17 protein-coding genes and 1 tRNA gene are annotated in these 15,222 nt (G+C 59.9%); 13 read left to right on the forward strand and 5 right to left on the reverse strand.

The window, feature by feature from the left end; translation table 11 throughout:
* Positions 1-104 precede the first annotated feature (104 nt).
* Both OH720_RS07020 and OH720_RS07025 read left to right on the forward strand, forming a co-directional pair.
* Complete coding sequence (locus tag OH720_RS07020) at positions 105-359, forward strand: FAD assembly factor SdhE (protein WP_007898624.1); 255 nt, start codon at positions 105-107, stop codon at positions 357-359.
* The gene (locus OH720_RS07025; RefSeq protein WP_272605036.1) at positions 343-795 is read left to right on the forward strand and encodes a protein YgfX; all 453 of its coding nucleotides are present in this window, start codon (positions 343-345) and stop codon (positions 793-795) included. Before OH720_RS07020 ends, OH720_RS07025 begins: the two co-directional genes overlap by 17 nt.
* Here OH720_RS07025 and nadB read toward each other — a convergent pair.
* On the reverse strand, positions 764-2,380 hold the full coding sequence (gene nadB, locus OH720_RS07030) for an L-aspartate oxidase (RefSeq protein ID WP_272605037.1): 1,617 nt from the start codon (positions 2,378-2,380) through the stop codon (positions 764-766). The two genes, OH720_RS07025 and nadB, sit on opposite strands and share 32 nt — an antisense overlap.
* A 556-nt stretch (positions 2,381-2,936) precedes the next feature.
* On the opposite strand from nadB, the gene rpoE reads away from it, so the two are divergent.
* From rpoE to OH720_RS07050, 4 genes are all read left to right on the forward strand, one after another.
* The gene (gene rpoE, locus OH720_RS07035) at positions 2,937-3,518 is read left to right on the forward strand and encodes an RNA polymerase sigma factor RpoE (protein WP_003172477.1); all 582 of its coding nucleotides are present in this window, start codon (positions 2,937-2,939) and stop codon (positions 3,516-3,518) included.
* Between the two features lie 31 nt (positions 3,519-3,549).
* Positions 3,550-4,137, forward strand: a complete 588-nt coding sequence (locus tag OH720_RS07040; RefSeq protein ID WP_008055970.1) for a sigma-E factor negative regulatory protein — start codon at positions 3,550-3,552, stop codon at positions 4,135-4,137.
* An 8-nt stretch (positions 4,138-4,145) separates the two neighbouring features.
* Positions 4,146-5,105, forward strand: a complete 960-nt coding sequence (locus OH720_RS07045; RefSeq protein ID WP_272605038.1) for a MucB/RseB C-terminal domain-containing protein — start codon at positions 4,146-4,148, stop codon at positions 5,103-5,105.
* A gap of 178 nt (positions 5,106-5,283) precedes the next feature.
* Positions 5,284-6,711: a DegQ family serine endoprotease gene (locus OH720_RS07050; RefSeq protein WP_272605039.1), complete on the forward strand. Its 1,428-nt coding sequence runs from the start codon at positions 5,284-5,286 to the stop codon at positions 6,709-6,711.
* Positions 6,712-6,776: 65 nt separating this feature from the next.
* Here the strand turns inward: OH720_RS07050 and OH720_RS07055 are convergent, their stop codons facing one another.
* Positions 6,777-8,210, reverse strand: coding sequence for a M48 family metallopeptidase (locus OH720_RS07055; protein ID WP_272605040.1), 1,434 nt, complete (start codon positions 8,208-8,210; stop codon positions 6,777-6,779).
* Positions 8,211-8,308: 98 nt separating this feature from the next.
* Between OH720_RS07055 and OH720_RS07060 the strand changes: the two genes are divergently transcribed.
* Entirely contained in the window at positions 8,309-8,548 is a 240-nt protein-coding gene (locus OH720_RS07060; protein WP_180203039.1) for a sulfurtransferase TusA family protein, read from the forward strand.
* Between the two features lie 31 nt (positions 8,549-8,579).
* Entirely contained in the window at positions 8,580-9,650 is a 1,071-nt protein-coding gene (locus OH720_RS07065; RefSeq protein ID WP_008055976.1) for an AI-2E family transporter, read from the forward strand.
* Positions 9,651-9,795: 145 nt separating this feature from the next.
* Here OH720_RS07065 and OH720_RS07070 read toward each other — a convergent pair whose 3' ends face one another.
* Together OH720_RS07070 and OH720_RS07075 are read right to left on the reverse strand one after the other, a co-directional pair.
* Positions 9,796-10,269 (reverse strand): peroxiredoxin, encoded by a 474-nt coding sequence (locus OH720_RS07070; protein ID WP_008055978.1) that lies wholly within the window; start codon positions 10,267-10,269, stop codon positions 9,796-9,798.
* Between the two features lie 11 nt (positions 10,270-10,280).
* Positions 10,281-10,841 carry a glycine cleavage system protein R gene (locus OH720_RS07075; RefSeq protein WP_008055980.1) on the reverse strand — a complete coding sequence of 187 codons (561 nt, stop codon included), beginning with the start codon at positions 10,839-10,841 and terminating at the stop codon, positions 10,281-10,283.
* A 330-nt stretch (positions 10,842-11,171) separates the two neighbouring features.
* Here OH720_RS07075 and dapA point away from each other — a divergent pair, with 330 nt between their 5' ends.
* The 5 genes from dapA (at position 11,172) to OH720_RS07100 (ending at position 14,862) form a co-directional block, all read left to right on the forward strand.
* On the forward strand, positions 11,172-12,050 hold the full coding sequence (gene dapA, locus OH720_RS07080; RefSeq protein ID WP_008055982.1) for a 4-hydroxy-tetrahydrodipicolinate synthase: 879 nt from the start codon (positions 11,172-11,174) through the stop codon (positions 12,048-12,050).
* A gap of 17 nt (positions 12,051-12,067) precedes the next feature.
* Entirely contained in the window at positions 12,068-13,183 is a 1,116-nt protein-coding gene (gene bamC / locus OH720_RS07085) for an outer membrane protein assembly factor BamC (RefSeq protein WP_272605041.1), read from the forward strand.
* A 4-nt stretch (positions 13,184-13,187) separates the two neighbouring features.
* Positions 13,188-13,946 carry an MBL fold metallo-hydrolase gene (locus OH720_RS07090; protein WP_180203036.1) on the forward strand — a complete coding sequence of 253 codons (759 nt, stop codon included), beginning with the start codon at positions 13,188-13,190 and terminating at the stop codon, positions 13,944-13,946.
* Between the two features lie 28 nt (positions 13,947-13,974).
* Positions 13,975-14,688 (forward strand): phosphoribosylaminoimidazolesuccinocarboxamide synthase, encoded by a 714-nt coding sequence (purC, locus tag OH720_RS07095; RefSeq protein WP_008055992.1) that lies wholly within the window; start codon positions 13,975-13,977, stop codon positions 14,686-14,688.
* 84 nt (positions 14,689-14,772) lie between these two features.
* A tRNA-Ser gene (locus OH720_RS07100) sits at positions 14,773-14,862 on the forward strand.
* 97 nt (positions 14,863-14,959) lie between these two features.
* Here OH720_RS07100 and OH720_RS07105 read toward each other — a convergent pair.
* On the reverse strand, positions 14,960-15,172 hold the full coding sequence (locus OH720_RS07105; protein ID WP_008056101.1) for a hypothetical protein: 213 nt from the start codon (positions 15,170-15,172) through the stop codon (positions 14,960-14,962).
* Positions 15,173-15,222 lie beyond the last annotated feature (50 nt).

Here is a 15,222-nt window from a genome sequence, read left to right on the forward strand (position 1 = left end):
CCCTTGAAATGGGTAGTTCACAAAGGATCGTCGGTGCCCGACCAAAGCCGACTGTTCGATGAGGCGCGGGGCTGTATACTTGCGGCCTATTTGAGGAGCGCTCCATGGTCGAAGATGTTGAACTGAATCGCCTCTACTGGCACAGCCGCCGCGGCATGCTTGAGCTTGACGTGTTGCTGGTGCCGTTTGTGAAAGAGGTTTATCCGCACCTCAACGAAGTTGATCGCGCCTGCTACGTCAGGCTGCTCGAATGCGAAGATCAGGACATGTTCGGCTGGTTCATGGAACGCGCCGAATCGGAAGATCCGGAGCTTCAGCGCATGGTTCGCATGATCCTGGATCGTGTCCAGCCCAAGTAACGGGTTCGAATGCCGCTGGCATGCCTCACGGCAGTTGCTGGCGGCGTATCTTGTGGCCCAGCTGGTCGCGCTGGGTTCGCTGTTTCTTCTCTCCATGCCACTCTGGGCCAGCCTGCCTGGCGCTTTATGCTGCCTGCTGCATGGCGTATGGGTATTGCCTCGGCAGATCCTGTTGACGCACCCGCAAGCATTTTGCGGCTTGCGTCGCGATGCCGATGGCTGGCAGCTGTGGAGTCAGGCGCGGGGATGGCAGCCGGTGCAACTGCGTCCAGACAGCCTCGCACTGCCGCTGGCGGTGGTGCTACGTTTTCGCCTGCGGGGCGAGCGGTACGTCAGGACCCTTTGCGTGCCCCGGGATTCGCAGGCGTCGGATGTGCACCGACGCCTGCGGGTACGGCTCAAGTTCACTCGGCGTAGGTGGACGGCACCAGGATAGTGTCCAGGGCAACCGGCAGCATCTGCGGATAATCGAGGGTGTAATGCAGGCCGCGACTTTCCTTGCGCTCCATCGCTGAGCGAATCATCAGTTCGGCCACCTGGGCCAGGTTGCGCAGTTCGATCAAGTCCCGGCTGACCTTGTAGTTGCTGTAGAACTCGTCGATCTCGTCGAGCAGCAAACGCACGCGGTGCTGGGCCCGTTGCAGGCGCTTGCTGGTGCGCACGATGCCGACGTAGTCCCACATGAATCGCCGCAGCTCATCCCAGTTGTGCGCAATGATCACGTCTTCATCGGAATCGGTCACCTGGCTTGCGTCCCAGGCGGGAAGGGCAGCAGGTGCCGGCACCTGTGGCAACTGTTCGAGGATGTCAGTCGCGGCAGATCGGGCGTAGACGAAGCATTCGAGCAATGAGTTGCTGGCCATGCGGTTGGCACCGTGCAGGCCGGTGAAGCTGGTTTCGCCGATCGCGTACAGCCCCGGCACATCGGTGCGGCCCCGTTGATCGACCATGACGCCGCCACAGGTGTAATGCGCCGCCGGAACCACCGGGATCGCCTGCTTGGTGATGTCGATGGAAAACTCGAGGCAACGTTCGTACATCGTCGGGAAGTGCGACTTGATGAACGCTTCGGACTTGTGGCTGATGTCCAGGTACACGCAGTCAACGCCCAGTCGCTTCATCTCATGGTCGATGGCCCGGGCGACGATGTCCCGTGGCGCCAGTTCGGCCCGTGGGTCGAAGCGCTGCATGAAGCGCTCGCCATTGGGCAGCTTCAGGTGCGCACCTTCTCCCCGCAGGGCCTCGGTGATCAGGAAGCTCTTGGCTTGCGGGTGATACAGGCAGGTGGGGTGGAACTGGTTGAATTCCAGGTTCGCCACCCGGCAGCCCGAGCGCCAGGCCATGGCAATGCCATCACCGCAGGCGCCATCGGGGTTGCTGGTATAGAGGTAGACCTTGGCTGCGCCGCCGGTGGCAAGGATCACAAAGCGGGCGCCGTAGGTGTCGACTTCGCCGGTGCCGCGATTGAGCACGTAGGCGCCCAGGCAACGATCGCCTTCAAGGCCCAGGCGCTTTTCGGTAATCAGGTCGACCGCGACCCGCTGCTCCAGCAACTCGATGTTGGGCCGTTGTTGGGCCTGGGTGAGCAAGGTTCGGAAAATCGCCGCCCCGGTGGCGTCGGCTGCATGGATGATACGGCGATGGCTGTGACCGCCTTCACGGGTCAGGTGGAACTCGAATCCGCCGTCTTCGGTGCCGGACTGCTCGTCGCGGGTGAAGGGTACACCTTGGTCAATAAGCCATTGAATGGCCTCTTTGCTGTGCTCGACGGTGAAGCGCACGGCGTCTTCATGGCACAACCCGCCGCCGGCGTTGAGGGTGTCATCGACGTGGGACTCGACGGTGTCGGTATCATCCAGAACGGCGGCGACCCCGCCCTGGGCCCAGAACGTCGAGCCATTGGCGAGGTCGCCTTTGCTCAATACGGCGATGCGCAAATGACCGGGCAAGGTCAGCGCAAGGCTCAAGCCGGCAGCACCGCTGCCAATTACCAGGACATCGTGTTGAAACTGTTGGCTCATTTCAGGATTCCGCTCAAAGCGACCCGGGTCGGGGTAGGCGCCAGACATCTGGACAGGCATGCCCGGCAGCCGCACAGCCCACTAGTATATAGAGGGGGGGAGCGGCACAATAGCCGAGCCGATATGGCATTGTGAAACTACTGTGACGGAAAACCGCTGTCGCTTCGTCGGATGTTTTTACCACCGGTTCGGCGACAAGCGAACTGTATCGTGGATTTAACACTCTTTTTCGCTTCAGGGTTGCACAATGTCGGTTCTGCGCAACTATAAATATTTGAACTTTTGCCAAAGGCCCAAGATCAATAGACGGTTGCCTGATTCAAGGGACAGTGTCGGTTTCGTCGCAGGATCGCGGTTGGATCCATGCCGATCAAACCGATGACAAGATTATTCGCGCAGCCGGGGAATCTCGCGCTGCGTTTTTCGTGCGTGCCGAATCAGAGCCCGCAGGAAACTTGCCTGGAGGGGGAGAACTTTTGCGAAAAGCCCGAGTCTATGTTTACAAGCCCGGTCGTTCAGTAATGCAAGCCTCCTCCGAGCTTATCGAGGAGTGTTCATGCTAACCCAGGAAGAGGATCAGCAGCTGGTCGAACGCGTTCAGCGCGGCGACAAGCGCGCATTCGATCTGCTAGTGCTGAAATATCAGCACAAAATTCTCGGGTTGATCGTGCGATTCGTGCACGACACCCATGAAGCCCAGGATGTAGCGCAGGAAGCCTTTATCAAGGCCTATCGCGCACTTGGTAATTTTCGCGGAGACAGCGCGTTTTATACGTGGCTTTACCGCATCGCCATCAACACGGCGAAGAACTATCTGGTTTCACGCGGCCGTCGGCCGCCGGATAGCGATGTCAGTTCCGAGGATGCAGAGTTCTACGATGGCGATCATGGCCTCAAGGATCTCGAGTCGCCAGAACGGGCTTTGCTGCGGGATGAGATCGAAGGCACCGTCCATCGAACCATTCAGCAACTGCCAGAAGATTTACGTACGGCTTTAACTTTACGTGAATTTGATGGTCTGAGTTACGAGGACATCGCGAGCGTCATGCAATGTCCGGTGGGTACCGTGCGCTCCCGGATTTTCCGCGCCCGGGAGGCCATCGATAAAGCCCTGCAGCCGTTGTTGCAGGAAAACTAAAGACAGCGGCGACAGCCAAGAGAGGAACGCCATGAGTCGTGAAGCCCTGCAGGAATCGCTGTCCGCAGTGATGGATAACGAAGCGGACGAATTGGAATTGCGTCGGGTATTGAATGCCTGCGACGATGTTGAAACCCGTGAAACCTGGGCTCGTTATCAGATCGCTCGGGCGGTGATGCACAAGGATCTCCTGCTGCCACGCCTTGATATTGCCGCGGCTGTTTCTGCTGCGTTGGCTGACGAAGCCGTACCGGCAAAAGCCACCCGTGGTCCATGGCGCAGCCTGGGTCGTCTGGCGGTTGCCGCTTCGGTGACCCTGGCGGTACTGGCAGGTGTTCGGCTGTACAACCAGGACGAGATCGCTGGCGTCGAACTGGCGCAGCAATCCACTCAACCAGGCTTGGCTGTTCCACAAGTCAAGGGCCCGGCTGTTCTGGCAGGCTACAATGAGAGTTCGGAAGCCACGGGCCCAATGGCCAATGGCGTATTGCAAGGTCAGCCAGGCTGGAACGATCAGCGTTTGCCAGGCTACTTGCGCCAACATGCTCAACAGGCTGCATTGAAAGGTACTGAGAGCGCTCTGCCTTACGCTCGTGCAGCAAGCCTGGAAAACCGTTAAGGAGGATCATGCGCGCCATACCTCTACTTACGCTATTGCTCAGTGGCTGGTTCATTGTTCCAGCCCACGCCGATCAGGCTCAAGACTGGTTGACCCGTCTGGGCCAGGCCGAGCAGCAGCAAAGCTTTCAAGGTACTTTCGTCTACGAGCGTAATGGTAGTTTTTCTACCCACAACATCTGGCACCGCGTCCAGGATGGCCAGGTCCGCGAGCGCTTGATCCAGCTCGACGGCTCCGCTCAGGAAGTCGTACGCATTGATGGTCAGACTCAGTGCGTCAGCGGCAACCTGATGGCAGGGCTGGGGGATTCCTCCAACTCCGCAGCTCGCGCACTCGATCCCCAGAAGCTCAAGAATTGGTATGACCTTGCTGTCATCGGCAAGTCGCGCGTGGCCGGTCGCCCCGCCGTGATCGTCTCGCTGACGCCGCGTGACCAGCACCGCTACGGTTTTGAACTGCATCTTGATCAACAGACCGGCCTGCCTCTCAAGTCATTGCTGCTGGATGACAAAGGGCGGCTGCTGGAGCGCTTCCAGTTCACTCGCCTCGACCCCGTTGCACTCCCGAGCGACAGTGACCTGCAGCCGGGCGCCGACTGCAAGCCGGTGAAGCTCGACAGCGACAAGGCTTCCACGGTCAAGGAAGCACGTGTCTGGCATTCGGACTGGTTGCCACCGGGTTTCGAACTGACCAGCAGTACGGCCCGCAAGGATCCAGAGACCAAGGCCCTGGTCAACAGCTTGATGTATGACGATGGCCTGGCGCGGTTTTCAGTGTTCCTCGAGCCTTTGAGTGGAGGCGGGGCCGCCGACACCCGTACTCAACTGGGTCCAACCGCTGCCGTCTCCCGGCGCCTGAGCACCCCGCAAGGCGAGATGGTGGTAACTGTGGTGGGCGAGATCCCGATCGGCACCGCTGAACGGATTGCCTTATCCATGCGCACCGACGCCGCTGCAACCCAGCAGTGACGTGAAATCGAAATGTTTCGTGAGCATTTCAATTTGCAAATCCCCCCAATATTTTTTATAGGTCAGAGCCCCTCGGCTCTGGCCTTGTTTGTTGTTCCCGGAACAAAAATACCGGCGTATCGTTCCCGGTGTTCCTTGCTCCATATCGCTTAACCATGCTCGTCGTAACGGGAGCCGTATGTCGATACCACGCTTGAAGTCTTATCTCTCCATTTTTGCCACCGTGCTGGTGCTCGGTCAGGCGGTCGCTGTTCAAGCGGTCGAATTGCCTGACTTCACGCAACTGGTCGAACAGGCGTCGCCTGCGGTGGTGAACATCAGTACCACGCAAAAGCTGCCTGACCGCAAAGTGAGCCAGCAGATGCCAGACCTCGAAGGCTTGCCGCCGATGCTGCGCGAGTTTTTCGAGCGCGGCATGCCGCCGCAGCCTCGATCGCCCCGTGGCGACCGTCAGCGCGAAGCGCAATCGTTGGGTTCGGGGTTCATCATTTCGCCTGACGGCTACATCCTGACCAATAATCACGTGATCGCCGATGCCGACGAAATCCTCGTGCGTCTGTCCGACCGCAGTGAAATGAAGGCCAAGCTGATCGGCACCGATCCACGATCCGATGTGGCGCTGCTGAAAGTCGACGCCAAGGATCTTCCGGTCCTGAAGCTGGGCAAGTCCCAGGATCTGAAGGCCGGGCAATGGGTCGTGGCAATCGGCTCGCCATTCGGTTTTGACCATACCGTGACCCAGGGCATCGTCAGTGCCGTCGGTCGCAGCCTGCCGAATGAAAACTATGTGCCGTTCATCCAGACCGACGTGCCGATCAACCCGGGTAACTCGGGTGGGCCGCTGTTCAACCTCAATGGTGAGGTGGTCGGGATCAACTCGCAGATCTACACCCGTTCCGGCGGCTTCATGGGCGTATCGTTCGCGATCCCTATCGACGTGGCGATGGACGTTTCCAATCAGCTGAAAAGCGGTGGCAAGGTCAGCCGTGGCTGGTTGGGCGTGGTGATCCAGGAAGTGAACAAGGACCTGGCCGAATCGTTCGGGCTGGACAAGCCGGCCGGCGCGCTGGTCGCCCAGATCCAGGATGACGGCCCGGCTGCCAAGGGCGGGCTGCAGGTAGGCGATGTGATCCTGACCATGAATGGTCAGCCGATCGTCATGTCCGCCGATCTGCCACACCTGGTGGGCGCGTTGAAGGCGGGCTCCAAGGCTAATCTGGAAGTGATCCGCGAAGGCAAGCGCAAGAATGTCGAGCTGACGGTTGGCGCTATCCCGGAAGAAGGCAAGGAGCTGGACGACCTGCCGCTGTCGAGCATCGAGCGCAGCAGCAACCGCCTGGGCGTCTCCGTGGCGGAACTGACGGACGAGCAGAAGAAAACCTACGACCTCAAGGGCGGCGTGGTGATCAAGGAAGTCCAGGACGGTCCGGCGTCGATGATCGGCCTGCAGCCAGGCGATATCATCACTCACCTGAACAATCAGGCGATCGGTTCGGCCAAGGAGTTCACGGACATCGCCAAGGCGTTGCCGAAGAATCGCTCGGTGTCGATGCGCGTCCTGCGCCAGAACCGTGCGAGCTTCATTACCTTCAAGTTGGCCGAATAAACCGCTGGGCCGCTAAATGAAAAACCGCCTCGAAAGAGGCGGTTTTTTTTTGCGGCTAAAACTTGTCAGCCCATCATGTCCTTGATCATGCGTTCCTGCTCCATCAGCTCGCGCTGGCGGGCATCGATTCGCGAGGACAGCGGGAAATTGGTACCGGCCTTGCGCTTGGCAAAGTCCAGTTGCTGGATGGCCTGGCGGTAGTCGCCCACCAGCGCGAAATACTCGGCACGCGCCTGGTGCAGGCCGATGATGTTGCCTGACAGCCCGCGGGTTTCCGCAACCTGATACCACACGTCCGGATCGTCCGGGCGCGATTTGAGCAGGCCTTCGAGCGCTTTCTCGGCATCGGCGGCGCGGTTCTGTTTCAGCAGCAGGTCGACGCGCACCTGGTTCAGCGGGTAATTGCCGGGGTATTGCGTCAGCATCCGGTCAACCCGGGACTGTGCATCCGGCAGGCGATTGTTGGTGATGTCCAGATCGACCTGGGCGAGGTTGTAGATGATCTCGTTCGGCGCCTTGGCCAGCAGCAACTTGAGGTTTTCCCGTGCTTCGTTCAGTTGGCCACCCTTGATCTGTGCAATCGCAAGGCCGTAGCGCGCCACATCGTTTTTCGGGTTTTCTTCCAGCTGGGCGCGAAAGCGCTTGGCGCCCAGCCCTGGGGTTTCTTCATAGATCAGCTGAACCCGTGCCCGAATCAACTGATAGCGCAGGGAGTCTTCGATGCCACCCTGAGGGGCCTGCTCGGCTCGGTTGCGGGTGTCGGCGATCCGCGATTCGGTCACCGGGTGAGTCAGCAGGAATTCCGGTGGCTTGGCGTCGAAACGGTACTGACGCCCGAGGCGTTCGAACATGGTTGGCATGGAGCGCGGGTCGTAGCCGGCCTTTTCCAGATTGAGGAGGCCGATACGGTCGGCTTCCTGTTCGTTCTGGCGAGAGAACCGCCGCTGTTCCTGGATGGCCGCCGCCTGCGTGCCTGCAATCGCCGCAATACCGGCATCGCCGCCACCGGCCGCCGCAATCACGATGCCAGCCAGCAGCGCGGCCATCATCGGTACTTGCATGCGCTGTTGGGCCTCGACACCACGGGCAAAGTGGCGCTGCGACAAGTGAGCCAATTCGTGGGCCAGTACCGAGGCATATTCGCCTTCGGTCTGCGCATTGAGGAACAGGCCGCCGTTGACCCCGACAATCCCGCCGGGCGCCGCAAACGCGTTGAGTTGTGGGCTGTTGATCAGGATGAATTCCAGGCGCCGGTCATTGACCTGGCTGGTCTCCACCAGTCGGTAGACGCTGGATTCGACGTAATCCTTGAGTTGCGGGTCGTTGAGCTGTGCTACCTGGCTGCGCAGCAGGGCAAGCCAGGCGCGACCCAACTGGTACTCCTGTTGCGGCGAGACGATGGCAGAACTGGCGTCACCGAGTGACGGCAAGTCGTCGGCGAAGCCCGGTGAGGCAAGCAGGCAAGCGAGCGTCAGCAGGGTGGGGCGCAAAAAAGTCATGCACAAAGCCTTAGTCGACAAAGAGCTTACTGTAGCCGGACACCAGCCTTGCGACCAGATATTCTAGGCACCTCAACCCCCTGAACCGGAGTGATGCAATGATCGACGCTGTAGCCCATGACGTAGAGCTCGACGCCAGTGGCCTCAATTGCCCGCTGCCGTTGCTCAAGGCCAAGATGGAACTCAACCGGATGGCCAGTGGCGCGGTGCTCAAGGTCATAGCCACCGATGCGGGTTCGCAGCGTGATTTCCGCACCTTTGCCCGTTTGGCCGGTCATACGCTGCTTCATGAAGAAGATGAGGCGGGCATTTACCGTTACTGGTTGAAAAAAGCCTGAAACCTGCTGCGTTCGTTCCTAAGGAATATTGATGTTCAAAGTGTTGCGCGACTGGATTCAGCGCTACTTCTCCGATGAAGAAGCCGTGGTTCTGGCGGTCCTGTTGTTCCTGGCATTCACCGCCGTGCTGACCCTGGGCGGCATGCTTGCGCCGGTGCTGGCCGGGATGGTACTGGCCTATCTGATGCAAGGCCTGGTGGTGAGCCTGGAGCGAGTGCGCGTGCCGGGCGGGGTCGCGGTGGGGCTGGTCTTCGCCCTGTTCATGGGATTGCTGCTGGTGTTCATCGTGGTCGTGGTGCCGTTGCTCTGGCATCAACTGATCACTTTGTTCAACGAATTGCCCGGCATGCTCGCCAAGTGGCAGACGCTGTTGCTGCTGCTGCCGGAGCGCTATCCGCATCTGGTGTCCGACGAGCAGGTGCTGCGGGCCATTGAAGTGGCGCGGGGCGAGATCGGCAAGTTCGGCCAATGGGCGCTGACGTTTTCGCTGTCGAGCCTGCCGCTGCTGGTCAACATCATGATCTACCTGGTGCTGGTGCCGATCCTGGTGTTCTTCTTTCTCAAGGACCGGCAAATGATCGGCGAGTGGGTGCGCGGCTACCTGCCTCGTGAGCGGGCGCTGATCACCCGCGTCGCTCATGAGATGAACCGGCAGATAGCCAACTACATCCGTGGCAAGGTCATCGAGATTTTCATTTGCGGAGGGGTGACCTACATCGCCTTTGTCGTCCTGGAGCTCAACTATGCGGCACTGCTGGCGTTGCTGGTGGGTATCTCGGTGGTCGTGCCCTACGTCGGGGCGGTGGTGGTGACCGTGCCGGTATTCCTGATTGCGCTGTTCCAGTGGGGCTGGAGCGATCAGTTCATCTATCTGATGGCGGTCTACGGGATTATCCAGACGCTGGACGGCAACGTGCTGGTGCCACTGCTGTTCTCGGAAGCCGTGAACCTGCATCCGGTGGCGATCATCTGCGCGGTGTTGCTGTTTGGCGGGCTGTGGGGCTTCTGGGGGGTGTTCTTTGCGATTCCCCTGGCGACGCTGTTCAAGGCCGTGCTGGATGCGTGGCCGCGCAAGGAGCCGATCGTGGCGCCGTTGCTTTAATCGCCATTGCTGGGTTGTGCGGTGAGTTACAAGGCCTCATCGCGAGCAGGCTCACTCCTACAGTTGACCGAGTTGTCCGAACGGACGCGGTCTATTGTAGGAGTGAGCCTGCTCGCGATGGCGTCCGAATAGACACCCAATAAAGTCAGGCCTTGTTCAAAGCCTGAGCCGCCGCCAAAACCGCATCCACATGCCCCGGCACCTTCACACCACGCCATTCCTGGCGCAACACCCCGTCCTTGTCGATGAGAAAGGTGCTGCGATCCACGCCCATGTATTCCTTGCCATAGAGCTTTTTCAGCTTGATCACATCAAACAGCTGGCAGAGCGCTTCTTCCTTGTCGCTGATCAGCTCGAAGGTGAAGGCCTGCTTGGCCTTGAAGTTCTCGTGGGACTTCAGGCTGTCGCGGGACACGCCAAACACTTCGGTGTTGGCGGCCTTGAAGGCGTCCAGTTGGTCGCGAAAGCCCTGGCCTTGGGTGGTGCAGCCCGGCGTGCTGTCCTTGGGGTAGAAGTAGATCACTACCTGCTTGCCCTTGAGGTCCGCCAGGCGCACGGTTTGCCCACTGGTGGCGGGTGCTTCGAAGTCGGCAACCGGTTGGTCGAGTGCAACGGCCATGAAATGCTTCCTTACATTGGGTTCTGTGGGCGCCACGGTTCGATCAGGGCATCGAGGTTCAGCGCGTCGGCGAAGTCCAGGAACTGATCGCGCAACCAGCTGATCTGCACACCGGCCGGCAAGGTCACGGTAAACGTGGCATTGAGCATGGTGCCGCCGGTCTGCGGGGCCTGATAGGTGTCGCAAGTCAGGTTTTCCAGTTCGACATTGTGGTCCATGAAGAACTGGCACAGCTCGTTGATGATGTCCGAGCGGTAGGCAGAGCTGACATACGCCACGTAGGGCAGGGCCTGGGGACGGTTCTCCAGGGCGGCGCTGCGCACCACGTTGACGGTGAAGGCATGCCGTTTCGCCAGGGTGGGCAGGCTGCCCTCCAGGCGAGCCAGGGCGTCCCAGCTGCCGGAGATTTCGAGGACCAGCGCACTGCACTCGCCATGACGCGTCAGGCGGGAGGTGACCACGGCGCAGCGATTTTCATGGCTGGCGCGGCACAGCACGTTAGTCAGCTCCATGGGGTTGGCGCCGAGGGCACTGATGACAAGGAATTGTTCGCGAACTGTGGGGGTGGACATGCAGCATTCCTAAAGCGATGAGCGGTCGGTACTTCTATCGGCTGGTTTTGCCGGGAACGAACCTGCGCATGCGAATCAACAAAACCCCGGGCGCAAGGTCGCAACGTGGCTCCAGAGCGGCAGGAGCGGGGGTGGCAACCCTGGATCGGGGGCTTGAGATGTCGAAAATGGAGGCGCGAACCCGAAATACGAGCTTAGCAGTATCGATCAAAGTCTGAAGGGTAGCGAAAAGCGGCGCCAAGGGGAATGGCGGCAGCGCAGTACTTCGCTTGTGCAAGCATCTTGGCGCCAGTACCATTACGGCTCTCTTTTTCCGGCAGGAGCGGTTGCATGATTGCGGGCAGTATGGTGGCACTGGTCACACCCATGGATGCACAAGGTCGTCTCGACTGGGACAGCCTGAGCAAACTGGTGGACTTTCACCTGCAAAACGGCACCCACGCCATCGTGGCGGTCGGCACCACAGGTGAATCGGCCACCCTTGATGTGAGCGAACACATCGAAGTGATACGTCGCGTAGTCAAGCAGGTGAACGGTCGCATTCCGGTCATCGCCGGCACCGGCGCCAACTCGACCCGCGAGGCGATCGAGCTGACCACCAATGCGAAGACCGCGGGCGCCGATGCTTGCCTGCTGGTCACGCCGTACTACAACAAGCCGACCCAGGAAGGCCTGTACCAGCACTTCAAGGCGATCGCCGAAGCCGTCGACATCCCGCAGATCCTCTACAACGTGCCAGGCCGCACCGCCTGCGACATGCTGGCCGAGACCGTGATCCGCCTGTCGACCGTCAAGAACATCATCGGTATCAAGGAAGCCACCGGCGACCTGCAGCGCGCCAAAGCAATCATCGACGGTGTCGACAGCAACTTCCTGGTGATCTCCGGTGACGACGCCACCGCTGTCGAACTGATCCTGCTGGGTGGCAAGGGCAACATTTCGGTGACCGCCAACGTTGCCCCGCGTGACATGGCCGACCTGTGCATTGCCGCGCTGAACGGCGAAGCCGAGAAGGCGCGCGCCATTCACCAGAAGCTGATGCCACTCAATAAAACCCTGTTTATCGAGTCCAATCCAATTCCCGTGAAATGGGCGCTGCATGAGATGGGCCTGATGCCGGACGGTATCCGTCTGCCGCTCACCTGGCTCAGCGCTGAATGTCACGAACCGCTGCGGCAGGCCATGCGCCAGTCCGGCGTCCTGGTTTAATTGAGGAAGTACAACGCATGAAGCGAATGGCCGGACTTTCCGCACTTGCCTTGATCATCTCCAGCACCAGTGGCTGTGGATGGGTCTGGGGCCCGGAAGGTTATTTCCGTGACCGTGGTAGCGATTACCTGGAAGCGCAACAGACTGCACCCATGCAATTGCCGCCGGATGTCACCACCGCCAAGCGCCTGGATCCGCTCTTGCCGATTCCGCGCAACGTCGCCGATGACACCGCCAAGGGCGAATACATCGTGCCTCGTCCGCAGCCGTTGTCGGCCGCAGCCGATGCCAGTGCCTACTCCCTGCAGAAGAGCGGCGATTCGCGCTCGATCCTGGCGCAGAACCCGGCGGCTGAAGTCTGGCCCGTGGCCGTGCAGTTCTTCCAGGACAACGGTTTCCGCCTGGACGAGCAGCGCCCGCAAACCGGTGAATTCACCACCACCTGGCAGCGTTCCGACGAATTGTCCGCTGCCATGGCCAAGCGCCTGAGCGCAGCCGGCGTCAGCACCGACAGCGAAACCCGCGTGCGGGTGCGCATCGAGCCGGGCGTACAGCGCAACACCAGTGAAGTCTACGTGGTCAGCGCCGAGCGTCCTGCCGGCAGCACGGCCGACGTCGCCTTCACCAATCGCTCGGTCAACACCGGCCTGGACGCGGCACTGGTCGACGACATGCTGGCGAGCATGAGCCGCATTTCCGAGAAGGGCGGTTCGGTGTCCATGCTGGCTTCTCGCGATTTCGACGCGCCAAGCCGCGTCAGCCTCAGCGAAGACGGCAGCGGCAACCCGGTGCTGAACGTCGGTACCGACCTGGATCGTGCCTGGTCGAGCGTCGGTCGCGCGCTGGAGCAGGGCGAATGGCGCGTTGAAGACATCAACCGCAGCCTGGGCCTGTACTACATCAACCTCGCTGAAAAAGCCGAGAAGAAGGACGACAAGCCAGGGTTCTTCAGCAGCCTGTTCGGCAGTGCGCCGAGCAAGGAAGAAGTCGAGTCCCGCGCCGAGCGCTATCAGGTTCGCCTGAGCAAGGTGGGCGACAACGTCCAGGTCACCGTGGAGAAGAACATCAACACCGTGGCGCCGGCTGACGTGGCGCGCAAAGTGTTGAGCGTGATTCAGGACAACCTGGGCTGATCAAATGCGTTTTGCCGTTCTCGGCAGCGGTAGCCAAGGGAATGGCACGCTGATAGCCAGCGCTGATACGTATGTGCTGGTGGATTGTGGTTTCTCCCTGCGGGAAACCGAAAAACGCTTGCTGCGCCTGGGTGTAGACCCTGCGCAGCTGAGCGCGATACTCGTGACCCACGAACATGCCGACCACGTGCATGGCGTGGGTTTGCTGTCTCGGCGTTACAATCTGCCCGTCTACCTCAGTCGCGGGACCCTGCGCGGGATGCGCAAACCGGTCGAGCCCGCGGGCTTCCTGGCCGGTGGCGAACAACTGCAGATCGGTGACTTGAGCATTGGTGTCATTGCCGTGGCCCACGATGCGCAGGAGCCGACGCAATACGTTTTCAGTGACGGTGAGCGGCGCTTCGGCCTGCTGACCGACCTGGGTTCGTATTGCGACAAGGTGCTGGACGGCTATCGCGACCTCGATGCATTGATGATCGAGGCCAACCATTGCCGGGACATGCTGGCTCGCGGTCATTACCCGTACTTTCTCAAGCAGCGGGTGGGCGGTGAGCTGGGACATTTGAACAACCATCAGGCGGCATTCCTGGTGTCCGAGTTGGGCTGGAAAGACCTGCAACACCTGGTCCTGGCCCATCTGAGCAGCAAGAACAACCTGCCGCGGCTGGCCCGGCAATGTTTTGTCGACACCCTCGGGTGCGACCCGGACTGGCTGCAACTGGCCGATCAAGATTCAGGGCTCGACTGGCGACACATCGCCTAGCCCACCTACTTAGCAAGCGGAGCCCATCATGGAAAAACGTGAAGAACTGTACCGCGGCAAAGCCAAATCGGTTTACAAGACCGACGACGCCAACCGCTTGATCCTGCTGTTTCGCAACGACACTTCGGCGTTCGACGGCAAGCGCATCGAACAGCTCGACCGCAAAGGCATGGTGAACAACAAGTTCAATGCCTTCATCATGCAGAAACTCGAAGCCGCCGGCGTGCCGACCCAGTTCGACAAACTGCTGGGCGACAACGAATGCCTGGTGAAGAAGCTCGACATGATCCCGGTCGAGTGCGTCGTGCGTAACTACGCCGCCGGCAGCCTGGTCAAGCGCCTGGGTGTTGAAGAAGGCTTGAAGCTCAACCCTTACACCTTCGAACTGTTCCTGAAGGACGACGCCAAGGGCGACCCGTTCATCAATGAATCCCACGTCGTGGCGTTCGGTTGGGGCACTGCCGAGCAACTGGCGCGCATGAAAGAGCTGTCGCTCAAGGTCAACGAAGTCCTGAGCAAACTGTTCGACGACGCCGGCCTGCTGCTGGTCGACTTCAAACTGGAATTCGGCGTGTTCCACGACGGCTCCATCGTCCTGGGCGACGAATTCAGCCCGGACGGCTGCCGCCTGTGGGACAAGGCCACCAAGAAGAAAATGGACAAGGACCGCTTCCGCCAGGGCCTCGGTGACGTCATCGAAGCCTACGAAGAAGTCGCCAATCGTCTGGGTGTACCGCTTTAATCGACGCAAGCATCTGATAGCACAGAAAAAATTTGCGAAAGAGGGTTTGCTTTCGGCAAAAGTGTTGTTATGATGCGCGCCGTTGGAGAGATGCCAGAGTGGCCGAATGGGACGGATTCGAAATCCGTTGTACCTTCACCGGTACCTAGGGTTCGAATCCCTATCTCTCCGCCATTACATAGAAAAAGCCCCGTAGCTGAAAAGTTACGGGGCTTTTTTGTTTGTGCAAAAAACTTTCAGGGTTTTAATCGCGCGGGATACGTCGGGCCAATCAATTACCCATGGTGGCGTGGGTAATGATTTCGTTTTCGACCAGCAGGTTGATTCGAGCAGGGTTGTAATCCTTGGTCATGATGAATCCGTTGCCCCTCGGGCGTACTGCCAGGCCGGTCTTGTTGGCGAGTTCTGCGCGTAGCTCCTCGTTGTATTGGCGGCCGATGTACTGATTGGCGGTTTCCAGGTGTTGTTTCAGATCGGTAGTCATGTATTGCTTCCTTGCGATATTTGAATTGAGCGGAAGTGCTCCCGTCATCC

The sequence above is a fragment of the Pseudomonas sp. WJP1 genome, from assembly GCF_028471945.1.
In the GTDB taxonomy this organism is placed as follows: domain Bacteria; phylum Pseudomonadota; class Gammaproteobacteria; order Pseudomonadales; family Pseudomonadaceae; genus Aquipseudomonas.